The organism is Blautia sp. DFI.6.71, from assembly GCF_020593585.1.
Classification (GTDB): Bacteria; Bacillota; Clostridia; order Lachnospirales; family Lachnospiraceae; genus Blautia_A; species Blautia_A wexlerae.
Genome location: NZ_JAJDMJ010000015.1, coordinates 60,963 through 81,804 on the forward strand (window position 1 = coordinate 60,963; position 20,842 = coordinate 81,804).

General features: G+C 36.8%; 20 protein-coding genes and 1 pseudogene. 13 read left to right on the forward strand and 8 right to left on the reverse strand.

Annotated elements, in window-relative coordinates; translation table 11 throughout:
- Positions 1–8 precede the first annotated feature (8 nt).
- The 7 genes from iadA to LJE12_RS08645 all read left to right on the forward strand — a co-directional run bounded on the left by iadA (position 9) and on the right by LJE12_RS08645 (position 6,968).
- Positions 9–1,157, forward strand: coding sequence for a beta-aspartyl-peptidase (gene iadA, locus LJE12_RS08615; RefSeq protein WP_118587757.1), 1,149 nt, complete (start codon positions 9–11; stop codon positions 1,155–1,157).
- Positions 1,158–1,298: 141 nt separating this feature from the next.
- On the forward strand, positions 1,299–2,249 hold the full coding sequence (locus LJE12_RS08620) for an alpha/beta hydrolase (RefSeq protein WP_020994037.1): 951 nt from the start codon (positions 1,299–1,301) through the stop codon (positions 2,247–2,249).
- Positions 2,246–4,063, forward strand: coding sequence for a DUF6320 domain-containing protein (locus LJE12_RS08625; RefSeq protein ID WP_227226348.1), 1,818 nt, complete (start codon positions 2,246–2,248; stop codon positions 4,061–4,063). Before LJE12_RS08620 ends, LJE12_RS08625 begins: the two co-directional genes overlap by 4 nt.
- Before the next feature lie 92 nt (positions 4,064–4,155).
- Positions 4,156–4,476 (forward strand): nucleotide pyrophosphohydrolase, encoded by a 321-nt coding sequence (locus tag LJE12_RS08630; protein ID WP_008703857.1) that lies wholly within the window; start codon positions 4,156–4,158, stop codon positions 4,474–4,476.
- Between the two features lie 220 nt (positions 4,477–4,696).
- Positions 4,697–5,575 (forward strand): LysR family transcriptional regulator, encoded by an 879-nt coding sequence (locus LJE12_RS08635; RefSeq protein WP_227226346.1) that lies wholly within the window; start codon positions 4,697–4,699, stop codon positions 5,573–5,575.
- Positions 5,576–5,701: 126 nt separating this feature from the next.
- The gene (locus LJE12_RS08640; protein ID WP_026648204.1) at positions 5,702–6,172 is read left to right on the forward strand and encodes a flavodoxin; all 471 of its coding nucleotides are present in this window, start codon (positions 5,702–5,704) and stop codon (positions 6,170–6,172) included.
- A gap of 28 nt (positions 6,173–6,200) precedes the next feature.
- Positions 6,201–6,968 carry a carboxymuconolactone decarboxylase family protein gene (locus tag LJE12_RS08645; protein ID WP_227226344.1) on the forward strand — a complete coding sequence of 256 codons (768 nt, stop codon included), beginning with the start codon at positions 6,201–6,203 and terminating at the stop codon, positions 6,966–6,968.
- A gap of 189 nt (positions 6,969–7,157) precedes the next feature.
- On the opposite strand, the gene LJE12_RS08650 is transcribed toward LJE12_RS08645, so the two are convergent.
- The gene (locus LJE12_RS08650) at positions 7,158–8,306 is read right to left on the reverse strand and encodes an SLC13 family permease (protein WP_227226341.1); all 1,149 of its coding nucleotides are present in this window, start codon (positions 8,304–8,306) and stop codon (positions 7,158–7,160) included.
- A gap of 247 nt (positions 8,307–8,553) precedes the next feature.
- Here LJE12_RS08650 and LJE12_RS08655 point away from each other — a divergent pair, with 247 nt between their 5' ends.
- From LJE12_RS08655 to LJE12_RS08670, 4 genes are all read left to right on the forward strand, one after another.
- Positions 8,554–8,799: a transposon-transfer assisting family protein gene (locus LJE12_RS08655; protein WP_227226340.1), complete on the forward strand. Its 246-nt coding sequence runs from the start codon at positions 8,554–8,556 to the stop codon at positions 8,797–8,799.
- Between the two features lie 727 nt (positions 8,800–9,526).
- On the forward strand, positions 9,527–11,629 hold the full coding sequence (locus tag LJE12_RS08660; protein WP_227226338.1) for a penicillin-binding transpeptidase domain-containing protein: 2,103 nt from the start codon (positions 9,527–9,529) through the stop codon (positions 11,627–11,629).
- Between the two features lie 40 nt (positions 11,630–11,669).
- Complete coding sequence (locus LJE12_RS08665) at positions 11,670–12,827, forward strand: DUF6070 family protein (protein ID WP_015541269.1); 1,158 nt, start codon at positions 11,670–11,672, stop codon at positions 12,825–12,827.
- Positions 12,814–14,061 carry a DUF6070 family protein gene (locus LJE12_RS08670; RefSeq protein WP_227226336.1) on the forward strand — a complete coding sequence of 416 codons (1,248 nt, stop codon included), beginning with the start codon at positions 12,814–12,816 and terminating at the stop codon, positions 14,059–14,061. The genes LJE12_RS08665 and LJE12_RS08670 overlap by 14 nt, the downstream gene beginning before the upstream one ends.
- 27 nt (positions 14,062–14,088) lie before the next feature.
- On the opposite strand, the gene LJE12_RS08675 is transcribed toward LJE12_RS08670, so the two are convergent.
- Together LJE12_RS08675 and LJE12_RS08680 are read right to left on the reverse strand one after the other, a co-directional pair.
- Complete coding sequence (locus tag LJE12_RS08675; protein ID WP_021650354.1) at positions 14,089–15,885, reverse strand: BlaR1 family beta-lactam sensor/signal transducer; 1,797 nt, start codon at positions 15,883–15,885, stop codon at positions 14,089–14,091.
- 10 nt (positions 15,886–15,895) lie between these two features.
- Complete coding sequence (locus LJE12_RS08680; RefSeq protein WP_026077000.1) at positions 15,896–16,270, reverse strand: BlaI/MecI/CopY family transcriptional regulator; 375 nt, start codon at positions 16,268–16,270, stop codon at positions 15,896–15,898.
- Positions 16,271–16,388: 118 nt separating this feature from the next.
- Between LJE12_RS08680 and LJE12_RS08685 the strand changes: the two genes are divergently transcribed.
- Positions 16,389–16,802: a winged helix-turn-helix domain-containing protein gene (locus LJE12_RS08685; protein ID WP_055152993.1), complete on the forward strand. Its 414-nt coding sequence runs from the start codon at positions 16,389–16,391 to the stop codon at positions 16,800–16,802.
- A gap of 23 nt (positions 16,803–16,825) precedes the next feature.
- Here the strand turns inward: LJE12_RS08685 and LJE12_RS08690 are convergent, their stop codons facing one another.
- The 5 genes and pseudogenes from LJE12_RS08690 to LJE12_RS08710 all read right to left on the reverse strand — a co-directional run bounded on the left by LJE12_RS08690 (position 16,826) and on the right by LJE12_RS08710 (position 19,214).
- Complete coding sequence (locus LJE12_RS08690; protein WP_227226334.1) at positions 16,826–17,605, reverse strand: hypothetical protein; 780 nt, start codon at positions 17,603–17,605, stop codon at positions 16,826–16,828.
- Between the two features lie 99 nt (positions 17,606–17,704).
- Positions 17,705–18,205, reverse strand: a complete 501-nt coding sequence (locus LJE12_RS08695) for a relaxase/mobilization nuclease domain-containing protein (RefSeq protein ID WP_227226332.1) — start codon at positions 18,203–18,205, stop codon at positions 17,705–17,707.
- A pseudogene (locus LJE12_RS08700) lies at positions 18,154–18,494 on the reverse strand (plasmid mobilization protein). Before LJE12_RS08700 ends, LJE12_RS08695 begins: the two are co-directional and overlap by 52 nt.
- A 221-nt stretch (positions 18,495–18,715) precedes the next feature.
- On the reverse strand, positions 18,716–19,054 hold the full coding sequence (locus LJE12_RS08705) for a type II toxin-antitoxin system RelE/ParE family toxin (RefSeq protein WP_055059021.1): 339 nt from the start codon (positions 19,052–19,054) through the stop codon (positions 18,716–18,718).
- A complete protein-coding gene (locus LJE12_RS08710) occupies positions 19,041–19,214 on the reverse strand; it encodes a hypothetical protein (RefSeq protein ID WP_195981437.1) in 174 nt (57 codons plus the stop codon). The genes LJE12_RS08705 and LJE12_RS08710 overlap by 14 nt, the downstream gene beginning before the upstream one ends.
- A gap of 321 nt (positions 19,215–19,535) precedes the next feature.
- Between LJE12_RS08710 and LJE12_RS08715 the strand changes: the two genes are divergently transcribed.
- Positions 19,536–19,949: a tyrosine-type recombinase/integrase gene (locus LJE12_RS08715; protein ID WP_331466117.1), complete on the forward strand. Its 414-nt coding sequence runs from the start codon at positions 19,536–19,538 to the stop codon at positions 19,947–19,949.
- Positions 19,950–20,842: the final 893 nt, after the last annotated feature.

Sequence of the window (20,842 nt, forward strand, 5' to 3'; positions counted from 1 at the left end):
GATTTATGATGAAATTAATTCAGAATATTGATGTCTATGCCCCACAGCATCTGGGGAAAAAAGATGTACTTATAATCAATGATAAGATTGTCAAGATTAAAGATGCAGGCTCTATATGCGCAGACGGATTTCTTTCTGAGGCAGAAATGATCAATGGAGAGGGGTTACTTTTAACTCCGGGATTCATTGACTGTCATGTTCATGTACTTGGAGGCGGTGGCGAAGGTGGATTCGCCAATCGTACTCCGGAAGCAACTATGGAAGGACTTACGAAGTTTGGAGTAACAACAGTTGTTGGCTGCCTTGGAACAGATGGAATCGGTCGTGATATGTGTGCACTGGTTGCAAAGACAAAAGGATTGAATGAGCAGGGAATGTCTGCATACTGTTATACAGGCAGTTATCAGATTCCGGTTCACACGTTGACTGACAGTATTGTCAAAGATATTATGATGATTCAGGAAATCATTGGAACCGGAGAAATCGCGATCTCTGATCATCGTTCTTCACAGCCGACTTTTGAGGAATTTGTACGTGTCGTTGCGGATACAAGACTTGGCGGTGTTCTTTCCGGGAAAGCTGGTATTGTAAATGTTCATCTTGGCGACAGTCCGAGATGCTTAGATCTTATTGAACGAGTGGTAGATGAGACAGAGATACCGGCTTCTCAAATACTGCCAACACATATCAATCGAAATGAGATGCTTTTTGGCAAGTCGATCGAGTATGCGCTGAAAGGCGGAGCAGTAGACTTTACCGGAAATGAAGATATTGACTATTGGGAAACTATCTGTGATGAGGTACGTGTATGTAATGGTATCAAACGGATGCTGGATGCAGGAGTAAATCCTGACCGTATGACAATTTCTTCTGATGGACAGGGAAGCCTTCCGATGTACAGTAGTGATGGTGAATTCCTTGGAATGGGCGTTGGACAGTCCAGCTGCCTTCTGAAGGAAGTAAAGGAATGTGTATTTAAAACAGAAATTCCTTTAGAAATAGCTATTTCTACAATTACATCTAATCCGGCAGATATTCTTCGGCTCAAAGGAAAAGGTAAGGTTGAAGAAGGCTATGATGCGGATCTTTGTATTCTTGACCAGGAACTTCAGCTTGTTGAAGTAATTGCAAAAGGGAATACAGTTTATACAAAATAAAGTATATTGATGTTAAAAGCACTAGTCATTCAGTTGGCTGGTGCTTTTTGCAATATTAAATTCACTTTAATAAGCACTTTATGATATAATGGGCTCGTAGTCTTTTACAGACATAAGAACGGGTATAAGGAGAATATAGTATTGATTAATCAGACAGCGAAGAAGATTTTGAAAGCTCTGTCTTTTGATGGTGTGGAAGTAGAAGCATTTCGTCATATGGCGGATTTAAAACGATTGGATCCTATGAAGATTTTTTATAAAAAAATAGATGAGAAAATATATAACGGGAGTCATGCAGTCCCGATTCGTATTTTCTTTCCAACTGAAAAAAGTTTTCGTGAGAGTGAAGAAAAGAAACATAATATTCAAGATAAAAAGATGCTTTTGTTTATACATGGCGGCGGCTGGGTTACAGAGAGTATCGATAATTATGAAAGAATTTGTGCCCGGCTTGCTAATGCAACCGGACAATATGTAGTTGCAGTTGAATACCGACTGGCACCGGAAGATAAATTCCCGGCAGGTCTGGAAGATTGTTATGCCGTTGCGAAAACATTATATTCCGGAGATTTTATGCTCAACATAAAACCCGAAAATATTACATTGATCGGAGATAGTGCCGGAGGGAATCTTTGTGCAGCATTATCTTTGATGGCTAGAGATTGTGGAGAATTTATGCCAAAAAGACAGATACTGATCTATCCGGCTACATATAATGATTATACAGAAAATTCACCATTTCCATCTGTTAAGGAAAATGGAACAGATTATCTTTTGACAGCTGGGAAGATGCAGGATTATATTGATCTTTATGCGAGAAATAAAGAGGATAAGAAGAATCCTTATTTTGCACCATACATAGCAGAAGATTTAGCGAATCAACCTGATACATTGATTCTTACATGTGAATTTGATCCACTTCGAGATGAAGGGGAAGCATATGGGAAGCGCTTAAAAGAGGCTGGAAATTATGTGGAGATACATCGGATCAAAGATGCATTACATGGATATTTTGCGTTGGGGATCAAGCAGCTTCATGTACAGGAAAGTTTCACCTATATCAATGAATTTCTGAAAGAGGAAACACTGTGAGTAAGAAAAAAGCACGTTGGAGAAAACTAGATAATGCAGCAAAATTATATTCTGCTGCCAGTAATAAAAAAGATACGAGAGTGTTTCGTTTTTACTGCGAATTGAAAGAAGAAGTAAATCCTGACGTTTTGCAGGAAGCATTGAATCAGACAATAGAAACATTTCCTACGTTTTTAATGGTGCTTCGCAAAGGATTATTCTGGCATTATCTTGAGCCATGTAATTTACGACCGATTGTAAAGGAAGAGTACAAAGAGCCTTGTAGTAGACTCTATATAAAGGATAAGAAGACACTGCTTTTTGAAGTAACCTATTATAAAAAACGAATCAACTTCGAAGTATTCCATGTATTGACAGATGGCACAGGAGCGACAGAATTTTTAAAAGAACTGGTAAAAAATTATCTCTATCTTATTCACAAAGTAAATGGATTAGAACCAGTTTCATTGTTACCAGAAGATATGACGGTACAAGATCAAGAAGTTGATAGTTTTTTGAAATATTATTCAAAAGATCAGAAACGACCGAAAAAAAGAAAACTACATGCTTTCCAGATACGGAGAAAAAAGAAAGATGGAAATCATCTGCACGTCCATGAATCTGTTGTTTCAGTTCAGGCAGTATTGAAGCGGAGCAGGGAACTCGGAGTATCTATGACAGTCTTTTTGACAGCATTATTTATGATGGCAATAAATGAAGAAATGTCTAAAATGCAAAAGAAAAAGCCGGTCGTGTTAATGGTTCCGGTTAACTTAAGAAAGTTTTTCCCGTCTTTATCGATGCTGAATTTTTTTAATTGGATTGAGCCGGGATATAATTTTACTACACAAGATCAAAGTTTTGAGGCAATACTGAAATATACGAAAGAATTTTTTGAGACAGAACTGACAAAAGAAAAGATGTCAGCACATATCAGCGAGTTGCTTGCTTTGGAACTGCATCCGATTCTGAGGCTTGCACCTTTGGAACTGAAAAATCTATGTATTCAGGCCGGGGCAAAATATTCAGAGAAGAACACGACAGCAATCTTCTCTAATATGAGTGCGGTTAAAATGCATGCGAGTTATGTGCCTTATATTGAACGATTTGGTGTGTACACAAACACTCCTAAGTTTGAATTGTGTTTGTGTTCTTTTCAGGATAAATTATCATTTGCATTTACATCCAGATACGACACAGTGAACATTGAACGTAATTTTTATCGCTTGTTAAAAGAACAGGGAATTGCATCTGAAAAAGTAAAACCTGAATTTCCAAAGACAGATGAGCCAAGCGAACAGGAAATGAAAGTCTATAAAATTTATAGCTTTCTGTGTATTGCAATTGTTGCAGCAATGCTTGTTACGGAGTGTAATTTCCATCCTAGAATTCGCTGGACCTTATTTACAGCCGGAGGCGTTGTGACAATGTGGATTGCCTCATCGATTGGCTTTTTTAAACGCTATAACCTGCTGAAAAATGCGATGTGGCAGCTTTTTGTCGGTACTATTATCTGCTTTATATGGGATGCACTGACCGGTTGGCACAGTTGGTCTGTAGATCTTGTGCTGCCAATCATGAGTGTATCTACACTTACAGCGATGTTTGTAATCGCTAAGGTGCGGAAATGCCCTGTGCGAGAGTATCTTATTTACGAAATTATGGCTGCCGGATACGGATTGATTCTTCCGGGAATTTTACTCTTATGCAAAGTGGTGAAAAATCCAACAGTAAGTATGTTTGGAGCGTTAATATGTTTCCTGTTTCTTGTAGCAGTGATATTGTTTAAAGGAAGAGAATTTAAAGAAGAGATGCAGAAAAATCTGCATGTATAAAATAGTGTTGATGAAACATTAGAGCGTGTCTGAAAAATTTCACTTTGTCAGAAAGCATTGTTAGAAGTAGCAAAATAAAGGAGTATTTAATTATGAAGTATGAAACAATAGACAGAATTAGAAAATTTACAGAAGATCGAAACTGGGATCAGTTTCATTCGCCGGCAAATCTTGCAAAATCAATCGTAATTGAGGCAGCAGAGTTATTAGAGTGTTTTCAGTGGTCTGATGAAGAATATGATCTGCAACATGTCAAGGAGGAATTGGCAGATGTTTTGGTTTATAGTCAGAATCTGTTAGACAAACTGGAACTGGATGCAGATGAAATCATAAATATGAAGATGTCGCAGAATGAAGCAAAGTATCCGGTAGATAAGGCAAAAGGGAGTGCGGCCAAGTACGATCAGCTATAATAGTGGAAAAGGAAGAGGCGTTTAAGAACAATGATAAAAATACTATTTATATGCCACGGCACTCTTTGAAAGCTTCGCCCAAAAGCCAGTAAAATCACAGTCTGAAGGGCATAGGCGGTTAGAAAATAACCCAAAAATAACCCACGGTATTTTGTGCAGATATGTCTGGGATGCAATATGATAGAATGGTTACAAGAAAAATTTGTAGGAATATAAAGATATGGAATTAAGATTATTACGCTATTTTTTAACAGTAGCAAAAGAACAGAGCTTTACAAAAGCAGCAGAACAATTGCATATTACCCAGCCAACGCTATCCAGACAAATGGCGGCATTTGAAGAGGACCTGGGAATAACATTATTTATTCGAAACGGGAAGAAAATATCGCTCACTGATGAAGGAATTTTATTAAAAAGGCGTGCCTTGGAGATTCTTAATCTTGAGGAAAGGACGCTTGAGGAACTGAAAGGAAAAGAAGAGGTTGTAGAGAGCACGATAACCATTGGATGCGGTGAATTTGCAGCAGTGGAGACATTGGCGAAGATATGTAAAACATATAAAGAAAAATATCCGCTGGTTCAGGTTGTATTGCATACTGCAACAGCAGATGCAGTGTATGAGATGATGAACAAAGGAATTGTAGATATTGCATTATTCATGGAGCCGGTGGACACCGAAGGGCTGGATTATATCCGGATCACAGATTGCGATCACTGGTGTGTCGGAATGCGGCCGGATGATCCGCTGGCAGAAAAAGAGTTTATAAAAAAAGAAGATCTTATTGGAAAGCCCTTGATCCTGCCGGAAAGAATGAACGTTCAAAGTGAACTTGCCAACTGGTTTGGGAAAGACTTTTCAAAATTACAGATTGCTTTTACGAGTAATCTTGGAACGAATGCCGGAGTTATGGCGGCAAATGGACTGGGGTATCCAATTTCAATTGAGGGTGCTGCAAAGTATTGGCGAGAGGATATTCTTGTACAGCGAAGAATTTCTCCTGAAATCAAGACTAGTACGGTGATTGCCTGGCGACGGAATATCCCATATTCTTTGGCAGTCCGTAAAATGATCGAGGAGATTAATGCTTTTCAGGCATAAAACAAAATTCAATATAAGCATTAGACATGATGAAGCGATAGAGCTTAAAATAGATGTGTAAGATGAATGTAAATCTTATACATCTATTTTTTTGTGAAAAATACGTATAGAAAGGGGCTTTTTATTATGAGTAAAAAATTAGTGGCATTTTTTAGTGCAAGCGGTACAACAAAAAAAGTAGCACAGATGATCGCAGAGGAAGCAAAAGCGGATTTGTTTGAGATTGAGCCGAAAGTTCCATATACAAAGCCTGATCTTGACTGGATGAATAAAAAATCCAGAAGCAGTGTGGAAATGAGTGATAAAAAATATAGACCGGCGATTATGAAAAAAGAGATGGATATGAGTTCTTATGACGAGATCCTTCTGGGATTCCCAATCTGGTGGTATGTGGCTCCGACAATCATCAATACATTTTTAGAAGCTTACGATTTCAGTGGTAAAAAGATTGTGCTTTTTGCAACATCCGGAGGAAGTGGATTTGGGAACACTGTGAAAGAATTGCAGTCATCTGCATCAGACGCAGTTATTACAGAAGGCAGACTGTTAAATTGTGGAACGAAACAGGAAATCACTGAATGGGTAAACTCTTTATAAATAACAGCGTTATGGAGGTATACAGAATATGGGAAAAATAGTACAGACAGCAGGAAGAAATACACTTGGTGAATTCGCACCGGAATTTGCACATTTTAACGATGATGTACTTTTCGGCGAAAACTGGAATAACCAGGACATCGACGTAAAAACAAGAAGCATTATTACAGTGGTTGCTCTGATGGCTTCCGGAATTACGGATTCTTCTTTAAGATATCATCTTCAAAATGCAAAAAATCATGGTGTGACACAAAAAGAGATTGCTGCAGTGATCACACATGCCGCATTCTATGCAGGTTGGCCAAAAGCATGGGCTGTTTTCAATCTTGCAAAGGAAGTGTGGGAAACAGGCGAGGGAGATTTGCCATACGAAGAGGAAGCGATGCGGGCGCATGCAAAAGAGATGGTATTTCCAATTGGTGAACCAAACGATGGCTTTGCACAGTATTTTTCGGGCAGGAGTTTTCTTGCACCGATTTCTACTTCTCAGGTTGGAATTTTCAATGTGACATTCGAACCAGGATGCAGAAATAACTGGCATATCCATCATGCAAAAAGTGGAGGCGGACAGATTCTGGTATGCGTTGCCGGAAGAGGATATTATCAGGTAGAAGGTAAAGAAGCTGTAGAAATGAAGCCAGGCGACTGCATCAATATTCCGGCAGAAGTGAAACACTGGCATGGCGCAGCACCGAATGAATGGTTTTCACATCTGGCAATAGAAGTTCCGGGCGAAAATAGTTCCAATGAATGGCTTGAACCGGTAAGTGATGAAGAATATAGAAAACTAAAATAGGAAGGTTGAAAAAACTATATTTATAAGACAATTTGAAAGTTGTAAAGTGGTGTAAAGATTAATGATCTTTGTATTGGCACCGAAAATATATTTATTTCTCCGCGGCTTTTCTTCCAGGATGGGAGAGTGCCGCGGAGAATTTTTTGCGAAGAAAGAATTGCTATAGCTTTTGTAATTCCGGGAAAACCTTTATCTAAGAAAAAAATACAATATTAACATGAATATCATGAATATAATATTGGAGGCTGTGAATATTCCCAAATACTTCCCTCTCAGATTCCTGTTTTCTTTTGCAATATATTTGAAACTTATCAGGCTTGCCATGGATGCAATCAGAGTGCCGAGACCTCCAATATTGGTTCCGACAATTAAAGCCTGGTAATTATCTGTAAAGCCGGATAAAAGAAGCGCAGCGGGAACATTGCTCATAATCTGACTGGCAAGAACAGCAGTAAGTGTTTCCCTTCCTGCCATGATTCTTTCCAGAAAACTGCTGAATTGCGGAATCCTTCCAAGGTTGCCGATAAAAATAAATAATGCGATAAAGGTGGCAAGCAGGGAGTAATCCACCCTGCTTATATTTTCCCTGTTTCTTAGCAACATATATATAAGAACCAATACAAGAGGAATCTGGTATGGAATGATACGTGCAACAGTGAGCAGGCAGATTGTAAATAAGATCAGGTAAGCGGCCAGATATTCCATGTTAAGTTCTTTTCTGCCAGAGAATCCCAAAAGAGTTTTATTTTTTTCGGAACCGCATACGTGAGGTGCTTTGGCAGCGGCTACCTGTATCCATATCAGAAGAAGGATAAGTGCTGTGGCGGAATAGGGAAGCATCAGGGTTATTAATTCTGCTGCGGACATCCCTGCTCTGGCATATAGATAAAGGTTCTGCGGATTTCCGATTGGTGTGAGCATGCTTCCGAGATTAGCAGCGATTGTCTGCATGGCTACTATTTTAAGAAGCCAGTAATTGCCCAGTTCCTTTGGCAGTTTATGCACAATGATCAGTGCAAGAGGAACAAAAGTAATCAATGCCACATCATTGGTGATCACCATTGACAGGAAGAAACATAAGAGTACCAACAGCCTGATCGCACCCACAGTTCCCGATGTTCCCATCAGCAATTTTTTGGCAAGTATATCAAAAACACCAACAGCCTTCAAACCAGCTACAATTGCCATCAAACAGAAGAGGAGCCCGAGAGTCCTGAAATCGATATAAGTAAAATAAGCCTTATCCGGTCTGACCCAGAACATAGAAAGAAGCGCCAGGATCACTGCAATTGACAAAACGGTTTCTTTCCTGAAAAAAACATATAATTTTTGTAACATAATATTTCCTTTCCGGTCTGATACGACCGCGTATAAGTATATCACAGAAATATCCAGAAAAAAAGAACATCATTTTGTATTGTGGATTGTGTTTGCGATTACCGCCTCATTCTTGTATAATGAAAGGAGAACTGAAAAAATCTGTATTGCAGTCGTTGAAAGAGTTTCAGGCAAGGGCAAAAGCACAGGAGCAGGAAAATAAAGAAGTAGAAAAATCCAAAGCACATAAGAAGGGGGATGTAGAATTATGATGAATCTGGCAATGAACTTTGATACAGACGAATGTTCAGTAACGGCAATGTTTGATAAAGGAAACAGAAATGACACAATGGAAGCAATCGACCATATCATTCCATCTCTAAAAGGGGATGCGGATATGATCGGGCTTGTCTGCAATACCCTAAGAAAGCTGTTCTGCATGAGTGATGAAGGCTATGAGACTTTTCTTATGGACTTGGAAGATTATAAATCGGAACTGGAAGAGGGGGAATGAATTCAAGCCAGAGTGCAGTATAGCAGGTGAAAGATGAGAAGCGAAGGAAAAAGTGTCAGCATTGAGAAGTGTTAACAGGTATATATTGGAAGAATTCAGCCAGGGAAACTCTGGCTGATATAAAAATACATCTGCAGAAACAGTGACTGAAGAAATTTTGAGTAGTGGAATTGGGAAGAAGTATTTAGATACTATAATAAAGAGATTAGCTGGCTTGTATACTGACAGAGAGGACATAGTAAACAGATTTGCGTTATTATCAGGGATTGTAGGAGATTCCGAAGAGCTTTTGTTCAGATGATGAAACAATAGGATTGGTACAGGAATTATATAGAACAAAAGTTAATAAAGGGATTTGTTGCGTTTTCCGCTATAATAATCTGCCAGCAAAGAATGTGTTGCCTGAATATGTTTGTGATTATAAGAAACGAGCAGGGTTATTTCAAAGATCTGCAGATTTAGAGTAGTTCTTTTTTTCTGAGAGAAAAATTAAAAATCGTTTTTGGTTCTTCTGGAGAGTGATTATAGCGTTTGGGAAACATCCGGAGAAACCATTACCTCAGGGTGTCGGTAAAGTTCTTTATCAAAGAGAGCTTTGAGATGCCCTTTCTTTTTTTATCCAAATCTTTCCTCTTGTTTACATATATAAACCTAAGAAAAAACTTGACGTTTAAATATTACAAGTGTAATATTTAAGAAAATACGAAAAAAGGAGAAATAAAACTATATGAGAAAAACGAAAAGAAAAAAACACACGAAGACTATCACAAAAATAGTTTTATTTAGCGGTATATTGATTGGTGGTGGAATCGGTATTGTAACAATAATGAATCGTAATGTTCCTGAAAAAAGACTAATGGAATATATGAAATATATTGAAAAAGGGGAATATGAGCAAATGTATGCCATGCTGGATCAGAAAAAAAGCAGCATGAACAGTAAGGAAGAATTTATAGAACGAAATTCTAAAATATATGAAGGCATTGAGATGTCTGATCTGTCCATAACCGATATTACAGCAAAAAGAAAAGAAAACGGAAATGCGGCAGTTTCCTATACAACAAATATGCAGACTGCTGCAGGAAATGTAGAATTTACCAACAATGCGGTATTTTCACATAACTGGACAGGATATCATTTAATCTGGCAGGATCAGTTGATTTTTCCAGAGTTATCTGCAACGGATAAAGTTCAGGTAACGTTAGAAGAGGCAAAAAGAGGAAATATTTTAGACAGAAATGGTCGCCAGCTGGCTGGAGAGGGAACTGCATCTTCGGTAGGAATTGTTCCGGGCAGAATGGAGAACAGGGAAGATACAATAAAAAAACTGGCAGAGTATCTTGGAATTGGAGCAGACGAAATTGAGGATAAGTTAAAAGCCGATTGGGTAAAAGCAGATTCTTTTGTACCAGTAGCAACAATTCCTAAAATACAAGAGGTCGATCTTCTGACAGTGAATCCGGATGAAACTGTTCTGGAAGAAAAAGAAAAGCAGGACACATTATTGAAGATTCCAGGTATTATGTTATCTGATGTAAAAGTACGAACTTATTATCTAAAAGAAGCTGCCTCTCATCTGGTAGGGTATGTACAGGCGGTTACAGCCGAGGATTTGCAGGAACATAAAGGGGAAGGGTATCGTACAAACAGTGTGATTGGAAAGACGGGACTGGAAACGCTTTATGAAAAAGAATTAAAAGGGACAGATGGGTGTGAGATCTGTATTGTAGATGCAAATGGAAATAAAAAAAGTGTCATTGCATATGAGCCTAAAAAAGATGGAGAAGATATCCACACTACGATTGATGGCGATCTTCAAAGTACTCTTTATGAACAATTTAAAGAAGACAGAGGATGTTCTGTAGCCTTGAATCCTTATACAGGGGAAGTACTGGCGTTGGTAAGTACGCCATCTTATGATAATAATGATTTTGTACGTGGAATGGACAATAGCCAGTGGAGTGCATTAAATGAAAATGAAGACAGGCCTTTATACAACCGCTTTCGCCAGACATGGTGTCCAGGCTCAACTTTTAAACCTGTAATTGCTGCAATTGGATTAAAAGTGGGGGCATTTACTGCAAATGACGATTTTGGAAATGAGGGTCTGGCGTGGCAGAAAGATTCCTCGTGGGGAGATTATACAGTGACTACACTTCATGATTATGAACCTGTGATCTTGAAAAATGCGCTTATTTATTCAGATAATATTTATTTTGCAAAAGCAGCATTAAAAATTGGTGCGGATCAACTGATGCAGTCTCTAAATCAAATAGGATTTAATCAGGAACTTCCATTTGATATTAAAATGTCAGAGTCCCAATATTCTAATATGGACAAGATAGAAACAGAAATCCAGCTTGCTGACAGTGGGTATGGACAGGGACAGATTCTGGTAAATCCTTTGCATCTTGCAAGCATTTATACGGCTTTTCTAAATGATGGAAATATGATAAAGCCATATCTTCACGCGGATGGTGGAAGCACTTCCAGTGAAATCTGGATAAAAGATGTTTTTTCACCACAAATTGTTTCGGAGGTTATGGAGGGGCTAGAGGGTGTAGTGAATAACCCGGAAGGAACTGGTTATGGAGCATGCCGGGAAGACATTAGATTAGCAGGAAAAACCGGAACAGCGGAACTGAAAGCTACAAAAGAAGATACATCTGGAACAGAAATTGGCTGGTTTACAGTTTTTACTACAGATAGAGATACAAAGAATCCTATTTTGCTCATCAGTATGGTAGAGAATGTGAAAGATATTGGAGGAAGCGGTTATGTGGTGGAAAAGGATAAGGCGATACTGGATGAATATCTTGGTAATGAATAATTTTTACCTTTAAATATTACAAATGTAAGAGGAAAATGATATGAAAAAAATTTGGAAAATATTTGTGGGAGTTATTTTTCTTGCTGTCTGTAGTGGATGTGGCATAAAGAAAGAGCAGAAAAAGACAATTGAAGATACGAAAGAAAAAATTTACAGAGAGTGTGAAATGCTAGCAGAAGGCTATCGGAACATATATGAGAATGCTGTGAAAGAAAATGCACTATATGAGCTGAGTACAATACAAAAAAGTATGGATTATTTTGGAAAATATGGATATGCAGTAATTGATTCCTACAATCAGCTGGATATGGTTCAAAGTATTAAAGTAGATGATTTTTTGAAAAAAGCAGAAAAAGAGAAGAATGGAAAAACTACTATATTTCAAGTTATAGCAGGGGATTATTTTATCCGGTATGATCTGAAAACCAAACAGGGGAAAATAGACGTTGAAGTAAGCTCTTTTAAATGGAAAGAGGACACTTGGCAGGAAACATATTATCATGAGTTTAGAGCTAATTCATGGAAATATACAGAAAACGGGCATTTCTTTATAGAAGAATATCATCCGGCAGGATATGATGGACCGTCTGGATATCGGGACTTTCGGGTAGCACCGTTAAATAAAAAATGTCGGGAGTTGAATCGAAAATATATACTTCCTTTTGGATATACACTTAATAAATTGTTTACTTCTAATTGGAGTGAAAAAAATTATGATGGAATAAATTTTTATGATGTTTTTGATCGTTTACTTTCAATGGAAGAAAAAACTGATGAATTTAAGGAAGGAAAGACTTATGAAATCCCAAAAGAATCATTTGAAACGATATTTCAAAAATATTTTAATATAAGCGCAGAGATACTGCAGACAGGAACGGTATTTCACACAGAAATACAGACATATCGGTATCGAACCAGAGGAATCGTATATGATTTTGCTCCCACACCATATATTCCATATCCGGAAGTTGTTTCCTACATAGAAAATCAAGATGGAACAATAACACTGGAAGTAAATGCGGTATGGCCACAAAAAGAATTAGATCAGGCGTTTTGTCATAGCGTAACCATTCGGCTGTTAGATAAAGATAGATTTCAATATGTATCCAATTATGTATCAAGGTCAGAAATAGAGGTTACCTGGTATACGGAAAGATTATCAGACGAAAAGTGGGAGGAATGTTATGGAGATAATTGATATGATTACAAAAAGAAAACTGAAAAAGATGATGAGCGTTTTATTTATTTCGGGATGCTTTTTCATAGGAAATACAAAATGTAAAGGGGCTGATTTAGAATATATTTCACAGGAAACTGCGAATTATGCTGTACAAGAAAGAGGATATGATTTGCCAGTAGATGAAGTCGTGAAAGAAGAAGCTATTGAAGATTGTAAGAATGTTATGAATCAGATGAAAGTCATTTATCAAAAGGCGGATAAAGGGACTTCATCGAATATAGTAGTTTCTGAGACAGTAATGGAAGAAATGCAGGAAGTATTAAAGGAAAAAAATGTCCCCGTTATTACATCAGCACCGTATTCAAATATGGCTAATTATTCTAAAATGGAAGAATTTCTTTTCAGGGCAGAACAGGATCTGACAGGAGATATCGTCTTATATAGGATTAACAGGGATGGTGGGATAGAAAGACTCAAATTCAATTATGATGGGACAGATATGTATTTGCTGGCTGTGAAAGCTGTTTGGGGTATGAACGACAATCCATCTATTGTATATGTTTCGTATACAAGGATAGAAGAATGGAAATATACAGAAAAAGGCTGGTTTGGTTATACGCTATGCGTTCCAAAGTATCCGGAAGTATCAGAAGCGGTTGATGGCAGTTCTATGATAAGAATTAAACCTTTAAGTGATGAATGCAGGGAAGTTTCAAAGAGGTGTGTGTATTTGCTTGGATATCAGGGGAATAATCTTTTATGTTCTGATTGGGATAGATCTGATATGGAAGGGTTAGATTATAATGGTTTATATGAATATTTATATCGAATGAAATACGGGGAGAGATATGAGTTTTCAGGTAACTCAAGTGGAATTCCGGCAGAAGAGTTTGAAAATCTGATAATGGAGTTTTTGCCGATAACAGCAGATCAAATTAAAAAATGGGCAGTATTTGATTCGGAACATCAAACTTATGACTGGGAACGATTAGGCCGTTTAAATTATAGCCCTACTCATTTTGGAACATCTTTACCGGAGGTCGTTGAAATAAGAGATAGCGGAGAGGGAAACAGTGTGTTGGTTGTTGATGCTGTATGTGATACATTTATATGTAATGATGCCGTTATTACAAGTGAGCTGACTGTTAAGTTCAACGATGATAAGAGTTTTAAATATATGGGGAATAAAATTCTGAATAATGGTACGAAAGAAGTTCCCAAATATCAATATAGAATAAAAAGAAAGAACTGATAACAACTATCAGCCCTTTCATATTTGTTAATTCCATATATGTAATTTTTTTAAGATATCAGAAGTGATTTCAAATGCTTTTTTGCCAGTTGCATTAGAATCACTTTGGATATTGGTTGCAAAATAATAGCTGTTATCGGAAGTTTCTACATATCCGATAAACCAGCCGTTGATATCCTGTCCGTTGACACGACCGGTTCCAGTTTTTCCGTAGAAATTACCATTAGGTGTACTGGCAATTTTTATAGCATTTTTAACAGAAAATACATTTTGGGAATTTAGATGGAATTCATTTGTGTTAAATTTTTTCAATAATGTTACTTGCTCTAAAGGCGAGATTTTTAATGAAAAATCGGACCAGTATAAATCCAGATTTGAACTGGTTGTCTGGTTTCCATATTCTATTTTATTCAAAAATTCCTGGACTCTGTTAATTCCGAGCTGCGAATCAATTGCCTGGAAATACCAGTTAACGGAATTTTGCATAGCAGAGTTTAAATCCTGATCAGCTTCCCAGGATGGAAAAGGAAAGGCATCACCATTCCATGTCATGGAAGAGTGTTCTGGTGTGATGATTCCGGATTCCAACCCTAATAATGCATCGTATATTTTGTAGGTAGACTCTGGCGGAATACGTTTGGTGGCTTCTTCAAGATCGTATATTTTCCAGGAATCCAAATTATTGTCATACAAAACAAATGATCCATCATATGTTCCAAATGTTTCGGATATATCTAACAGGGAGATATTTTTGTCTGTATCACTAAAATGATATACGCTTTGAGTAGAGGCATCAATGGATAAAATGGGTGTACATCCAATAAAAACAGCACTAATGACCAGATAAATTATCAATGCTCTCATTTTTTGATAAAGAGTTTCTTTCCTAAAAACGGCGATGTTGAGAATACGTCGTTTCATCTGCCTGAAATTTCCGGACATTCCAACTGCCAGTGGAGAGGAAAAAGAGGATATTTTTTCTGCAAAATTAATCAGTGTAGTTCCATAAGCTTGGTATTCATCAGCAGAAATCATCTGCAATACAGCAGAATCACAGGCTATTTCACGGTCACAGAGAATTTCTTTTAAAGTGTACCAAACAAAAGGGTTAAACCAGTAGAGTATATTACTTATGACCATGAGGAAGCCAATAAATGTATCTTTGTGACGGTAATGCTGTAATTCGTGTAGCAGCATAAAACGCATATCATCAGGATTCAGTTCGGAAATTAAATGGATGGGAATGTAAATTCTGGGATGTATTATTCCGATTAAAACTGGTGATTTTAAAAATGCAGTACTGTAGACTGATACTGGGTGAGAGATTTTAAGTTCCTTTAAACAATTGTAATAAATAGTTTTTACCTGCTGATTTTGAAGCGGGAGAGCAGATCTTTTTATGGAACGTACATAGTTTAATGAATGAAGGGTGAGGACTGACATAATCATAACACCCGTTATCCATATTAGAAAGAGTATGGTATTCAAGCCTCCAGAAAATTGACTACTGATGGAAACTGAAAAATCATTCACCTGGTTTAACAAAATATTTTGTGTATTACTGGTAAGTTCGGATAGCGTGTCGGTACCAGAGTTAAGTCCTGAGTCAGTTTGAAAAAAATGTAACCATGAAAAAAGTTGTGAGCCATGAATCTGTACAGGAAAAAATGGCACGGCAAGTAGTAAAAATAAAAGAAAACAGAGATGGTACTGTGTAGCCGCAGATAAATATTTTTTCAGAAGTTTTTTTGTTCCGATTATTACAAGTGTAAAAATACATATGAAGATATTACTGATTAAAAAGTGGATAATCCAGTTGCTCATTCAAAACCTCCTATTTCTGATGTTTTGATAATAAATGGCGTAAGTTATCAATTTCTGTTGAAGAGAGCTTATCGTCTTCAAGGTAAGAAGCCAGCATAGAAGAAAGATTTCCATTATAATATCGCTTTAAAAAAGAATTGCTTTCCTGGCGTATATATTCATCTTCTTGGACTAATGGAGTATAGACAAATACCCGGCTTTGTTTTTCGCAGGAAAGAGCTTTTTTGGAAACAAGTCTCTTGATAAGAGTTTGAATTGTTTTTGGACTCCAGCTGGTAGTTAGAGTAAGTTTTTCTGTAATTTCATTTGTATTGATGGGAGCATATTTCCATACAATTTTCATAACTTCAAATTCGGCTTCTGAAATTTGGGGTAGTGACATAATAAAATCCTCCTGCTAAATCCTACATATGTAATAAATATATTATATTACTTGTAGAAGAAAAAAGTCAAATGGCAGATGATATATAGAATATAAAATTAATAATGTAGAGGCAATAAAGGTGAAAAAGATAGAAATTATTGAGAGAATCACAGATGCTAATGGAAGCATAAGTGAAAACATATTGACTAGCTGGGAACATAAAAAACAATTCATACCGGAAATTATAAGGTTTGGAGAATTAAAAATATATCTACAGGAACGAATTGTTAAAAAGAATGATAGTGATGTTCATCTTTCAAAATATGAATATGATATTTTACTTCTTTTAGCGAAAAGTCCAGGTAGAATATTTGGAAAAGAAATGGTTTATGATTTGGTATGGAATGAACCTTATTCCGGTGATTATAATGTGGTTATGCGACATATCTGCAATATCAGAGAAAAAATAGAAGATGATCCTGGACAACCATTATATATACAAACAGTACGAGGTGTAGGATATCGGTTTAACGGAAATTTAGGCAGCGAGTGAAATCACTGCCTATTATTATGGTTTTACAAAGAAGGAAGTTTGTTATGGGAAGATTTTTCTATTTCAGGATCATCCGGTTTTAGATACTTGGACAAGTTTTGATGTATCAATTCCAACTCTTTCATTTCTTTCCGAAAGGAAACATATTGAGTATTTATTGACTTCTTTCTGGAAATAAGCTCTGAAATTTGAGCCTGTAACTTATTGGTATTGAGCTGTTTCAGGTCTATACCATTTTCCTGTAAAATATGCTCGGCACCAGCGAAAAGGATAATTTGAGATTCATATTTACGGAAATAACGATCCGAATCTTTTGAGCTTTTATAATGGTCGTTATAAATTTTATTTTTCTGATATTGTTCAGCGTATTTTAGCAGTTCTCGAAGATGTCGGATCTGTGATTCAAGAGAGACGACAGTGGTATTTACCTCTTTTTGTTGCATATGTAACAAGGTTATGCGGCTTTCAAGTTCTGAAAAATTATGTAGATTATGTGTAAGCATCTGGCCATATGTAGTAGAAACAATCTTTAAATTTTCCTTATTTGCCCATTTCTGAAGGCCGATGTTTCCTGTTATATTGGGAGCGTTGGTGTCTATTAACTTCTTGCGAACAGAAGAAATGGCAGTTCTCTGGAGTTTATTCTCAATACGTTCTTTGATACGTTCCTTAGTAAAATTTTTTCCTAAAGATTTAGCACTTCCACGCACTGGACGGGACATATCGGGAGAACGAAAGGTAATGTATTTCCTGCTGTTTTCGCCAAATTCTGCGTTTTTTATTTCATATCCTTTAGCTTCCATAAATGCAAGAAATTCTGAGTAAGTGGAAACGATTCGGATTGTCTGGTTGATATCTTTTCGCAGCTGCGCTTTTTTACTGGATTCAGATTTATTTGCAGCTCATTCATTGTATTTCATTCCTTTTTTACCATCTGGCATAATTGTGGACAGGTTATGTTCCTGGCATAAAGTGTCGCTGAGATTTCGTATTTTCCAGTAATTCTTTTTACAGTCATGATAATGAGAAAAAGTGATATTATCTGCAGAACAGAAAATCAAATGGTTATGTACATGACCTTTATCAGTGTGTGTTGTCAGAACATAGGAGTATTTTCCCTCCAGTAAGCGATCCGCAAGTTCTTTGCCAATTTGATGGGCTTCTTCATAGGAAACTTCACCAGGGGAAAATGCCTGAATCAGATGAAATGCCTTATTTGTATTGTGCGGATCTCTGCAGTCATGTGTATGATCCAAAGTGTATTTAAAGTCAAGAACGGCTGTTTCGGGAGAGCAGGCAAAGGAAGAAATATATAGATTCTGGTCAGTTTTATCTGGATTGCAGATGTATTCTATTGCTTTATTAACGGTTGTTTTGATACCATGGATTTTTGTAACTGCCATATTTTTCCATTAACTCCTTTATATCGTCCAGGTCCTTTGGGTAAACTGTATTGGTACTGTTTATACGATGGGTGATCTGATTCAAATTGCTGCTGATATTGCCCAACAGGGTATTCATTTTTCGGATATGAGAGTAGTCTACTTCATATACAAATCCATATAAGATCATTTTCCGTAGAAAGGCAGATTTGCTTTTCATCCTGGAAAGACGATATTTTTCTTCTAAAATGTATTGTTCGTCATCATTCAAATAAAATTGTACGGGATGAATTCTGGTACGTTTGCTCATTGAAATCCTCCAATTCGTTTTTTTCTATAAAAAAGAGTACAAAAAAACTGTCTAACCAGTTCGGTTATGACAGTTATATTACTTGACTGTATGATGTTTTGGATAGATGTGTCTACAGTTTATTTTAACAGGAGTAGGCGGAAGCGTCAAATTAAGAAATTATAAAATATAAGAGGGCCAGGGATACCTTTCAGAAAAATCTCTGATTGGCTTCCAGCTATTTATTCCGGATATGTATAAGTTGATCTTTGCAACAGGATATTTTCCCAATCTCGTTCATGGCGCAACACTCGGAGAATATGAATCTCTTTTGTCTCTTCCATTATAATATAAAAAATAATAGATGGCGGAAAAGATCTTTTATGTATGGAATATCCTCTGTACAGAATTTGAGTTCGGGGAAAGGCAGTACTGAACTGGCTTAAATTCTGCATTTGTTCTTTCAGATCAGATTGAAAACGGTCAGCACGTTGCTGGCCGAATTCTTCTTCAATATAATCTGCAATGTCTGTGACGTCGTAAATTGCTTCCCAGGTTAAAATAATTTTATATTCTTGCATTTCTTCGTGCATCCCTTAATTCTGTGATTTTGCGAAAAGCATCTTCCAGTGGCAATTCACGACCAGCTTCCATATCATCAATTCCCCGGTCTAACATGCAGAGAAGATGATTGTTTTCCTGGTTTTTATCGGTTGTAGGGACTTTTTTTGTTAATTCCATAAAATCACTCCAATCATACGGTTTATAAATAGTGTATGTTGTTCAGAAGTATCTATCCATAGTTTAGCATATAATTGGAGGCAATACAATTAAATTATTTTGCAGGAGCGTCCGTCAGACCGAGAAGATATTCGCAGGATTGCCAGATCATTAAAATCATATCCTGCAAGTTGTAATTTGGCAGCGAGCGTTTTCTGAGTAAGATTATGAGCCTTTCGTAATTCTTTTACCCGTTGTCCTATTCTGTTTTTGCTGTTCGTTTTTTTATCCCAATAAATAATCATTCTGATCCTCGAAAATTTCTAAAGATGAAGTATTATTATTGATTTTAAGGAAAAATATTGTTACTATACTTCTAAAGATGAAGTTTATGAATGTTTTGAACAGATTGTGAAAAACCGTAAAAAAGTAAGGGTTGAGCCGATTATAGATGAATATAGTCGATTTTTATTCCTGGATAAAAAAGATATGCCTGAGGTAGCACTCCATTGGGAAAAACATTTTCAGTGGGCGTTAGGAAAGTATAATCGTACTCATGAGGAACAAATGCCAAAGATCACGCCTCATGTATGCAGGCATACATATTGTTCCAATATGGCGAAAGCTGGAATGAATCCGAAAGCACTCCAATATTTAATGGGACATTCTGATATAGGGGTTACGTTAAATGTATATACGCATCTGGGATTAATTGATGCAAAAGAAGAGATGAATAGGATTGCAAAACTGGCATAGTATGATAAAATAATAGAAAAAAGAATTAAGAATAATCTGATTATAAGGTTCTTAGAAAGCCTGTTTTCCAGGCTGATTATTACTAAGAAGTTACTAAATTTGGATAAGAAAATATACGAATTTATGCTGTGATATACAGGAAAATGACAGGATTGAAGATTATCGGAAAATGCCTGCAAACAGCGTAAATACAGCATTTCAAGGAGTTTTAAGCAATGATAAGAGTGTTATTTGTCTGCCACGGCACTCCAGTTTTATGATAATGCATACCCTCGCAGACTGGGGCAGAGTACGGCATAATATGGCGGAAAGTCTTGGAATTACTACGGTTTAGACTACTAAGGCTCATGGCTGGAAGTGGGATAAAGGCAAAGGTGTTGGGCGGATTCCTTAGTAGTAAGGGACCACTTACAGGCAATGTAGTAGAACTTGTAACGATGAAAATGCGAAAAAAAATAAAAACTATTGCATGTTTATTGAGGGGTGGATATACTAAATGCAACAGAGTTGCCCAGTGTTTTTTGACATTGGGGACCAAGCTGAGACTTGTGCTCAGCTTTTTTACGTTAAGGAGAGATTTTATGGATTTGAAAAAAAACATTGACCTTTGATGAACATGGGGATAAGTTAGTAATGGGATACTTGCTGCAGACAGAGAAAAAATGTTTTAAACGGAGTACATTATTATTGTTTTATACTTTGGATTGAGGCAAGGTGTGTCACGGCAGTTTTTTGTGAAAATAGACAGAACGTAGTGAAATAGGAATTTTAAATATTTTACAATAAAGTAATTACCGCTGATCTATTTGGCTTTTGTGAATATGTACAAATATACGAGGAGACCAGCTATGAAAAGTCAAGTATAAATTAGCCAGAAATTCAATTTTTTTGTT

Coding starts and splice junctions, on each gene's coding strand:
- LJE12_RS08630 (WP_008703857.1), top strand. CDS start 4,156: ATGAAGTATGAAACAATAGACAGAATTAGAAAATTTACAGAAGATCGA.
- LJE12_RS08695 (WP_227226332.1), bottom strand. CDS start 18,205: ATGGCAGTTACAAAAATCCATGGTATCAAAACAACCGTTAATAAAGCA.
- iadA (WP_118587757.1), top strand. CDS start 9: ATGAAATTAATTCAGAATATTGATGTCTATGCCCCACAGCATCTGGGG.
- LJE12_RS08675 (WP_021650354.1), bottom strand. CDS start 15,885: ATGAGCAACTGGATTATCCACTTTTTAATCAGTAATATCTTCATATGT.
- LJE12_RS08670 (WP_227226336.1), top strand. CDS start 12,814: ATGGAGATAATTGATATGATTACAAAAAGAAAACTGAAAAAGATGATG.
- LJE12_RS08650 (WP_227226341.1), bottom strand. CDS start 8,306: ATGTTACAAAAATTATATGTTTTTTTCAGGAAAGAAACCGTTTTGTCA.
- LJE12_RS08645 (WP_227226344.1), top strand. CDS start 6,201: ATGGGAAAAATAGTACAGACAGCAGGAAGAAATACACTTGGTGAATTC.
- LJE12_RS08665 (WP_015541269.1), top strand. CDS start 11,670: ATGAAAAAAATTTGGAAAATATTTGTGGGAGTTATTTTTCTTGCTGTC.
- LJE12_RS08640 (WP_026648204.1), top strand. CDS start 5,702: ATGAGTAAAAAATTAGTGGCATTTTTTAGTGCAAGCGGTACAACAAAA.
- LJE12_RS08635 (WP_227226346.1), top strand. CDS start 4,697: ATGGAATTAAGATTATTACGCTATTTTTTAACAGTAGCAAAAGAACAG.
- LJE12_RS08710 (WP_195981437.1), bottom strand. CDS start 19,214: ATGGAATTAACAAAAAAAGTCCCTACAACCGATAAAAACCAGGAAAAC.
- LJE12_RS08655 (WP_227226340.1), top strand. CDS start 8,554: ATGATGAATCTGGCAATGAACTTTGATACAGACGAATGTTCAGTAACG.
- LJE12_RS08705 (WP_055059021.1), bottom strand. CDS start 19,054: ATGCAAGAATATAAAATTATTTTAACCTGGGAAGCAATTTACGACGTC.
- LJE12_RS08660 (WP_227226338.1), top strand. CDS start 9,527: ATGAGAAAAACGAAAAGAAAAAAACACACGAAGACTATCACAAAAATA.
- LJE12_RS08690 (WP_227226334.1), bottom strand. CDS start 17,605: ATGGAAGCTAAAGGATATGAAATAAAAAACGCAGAATTTGGCGAAAAC.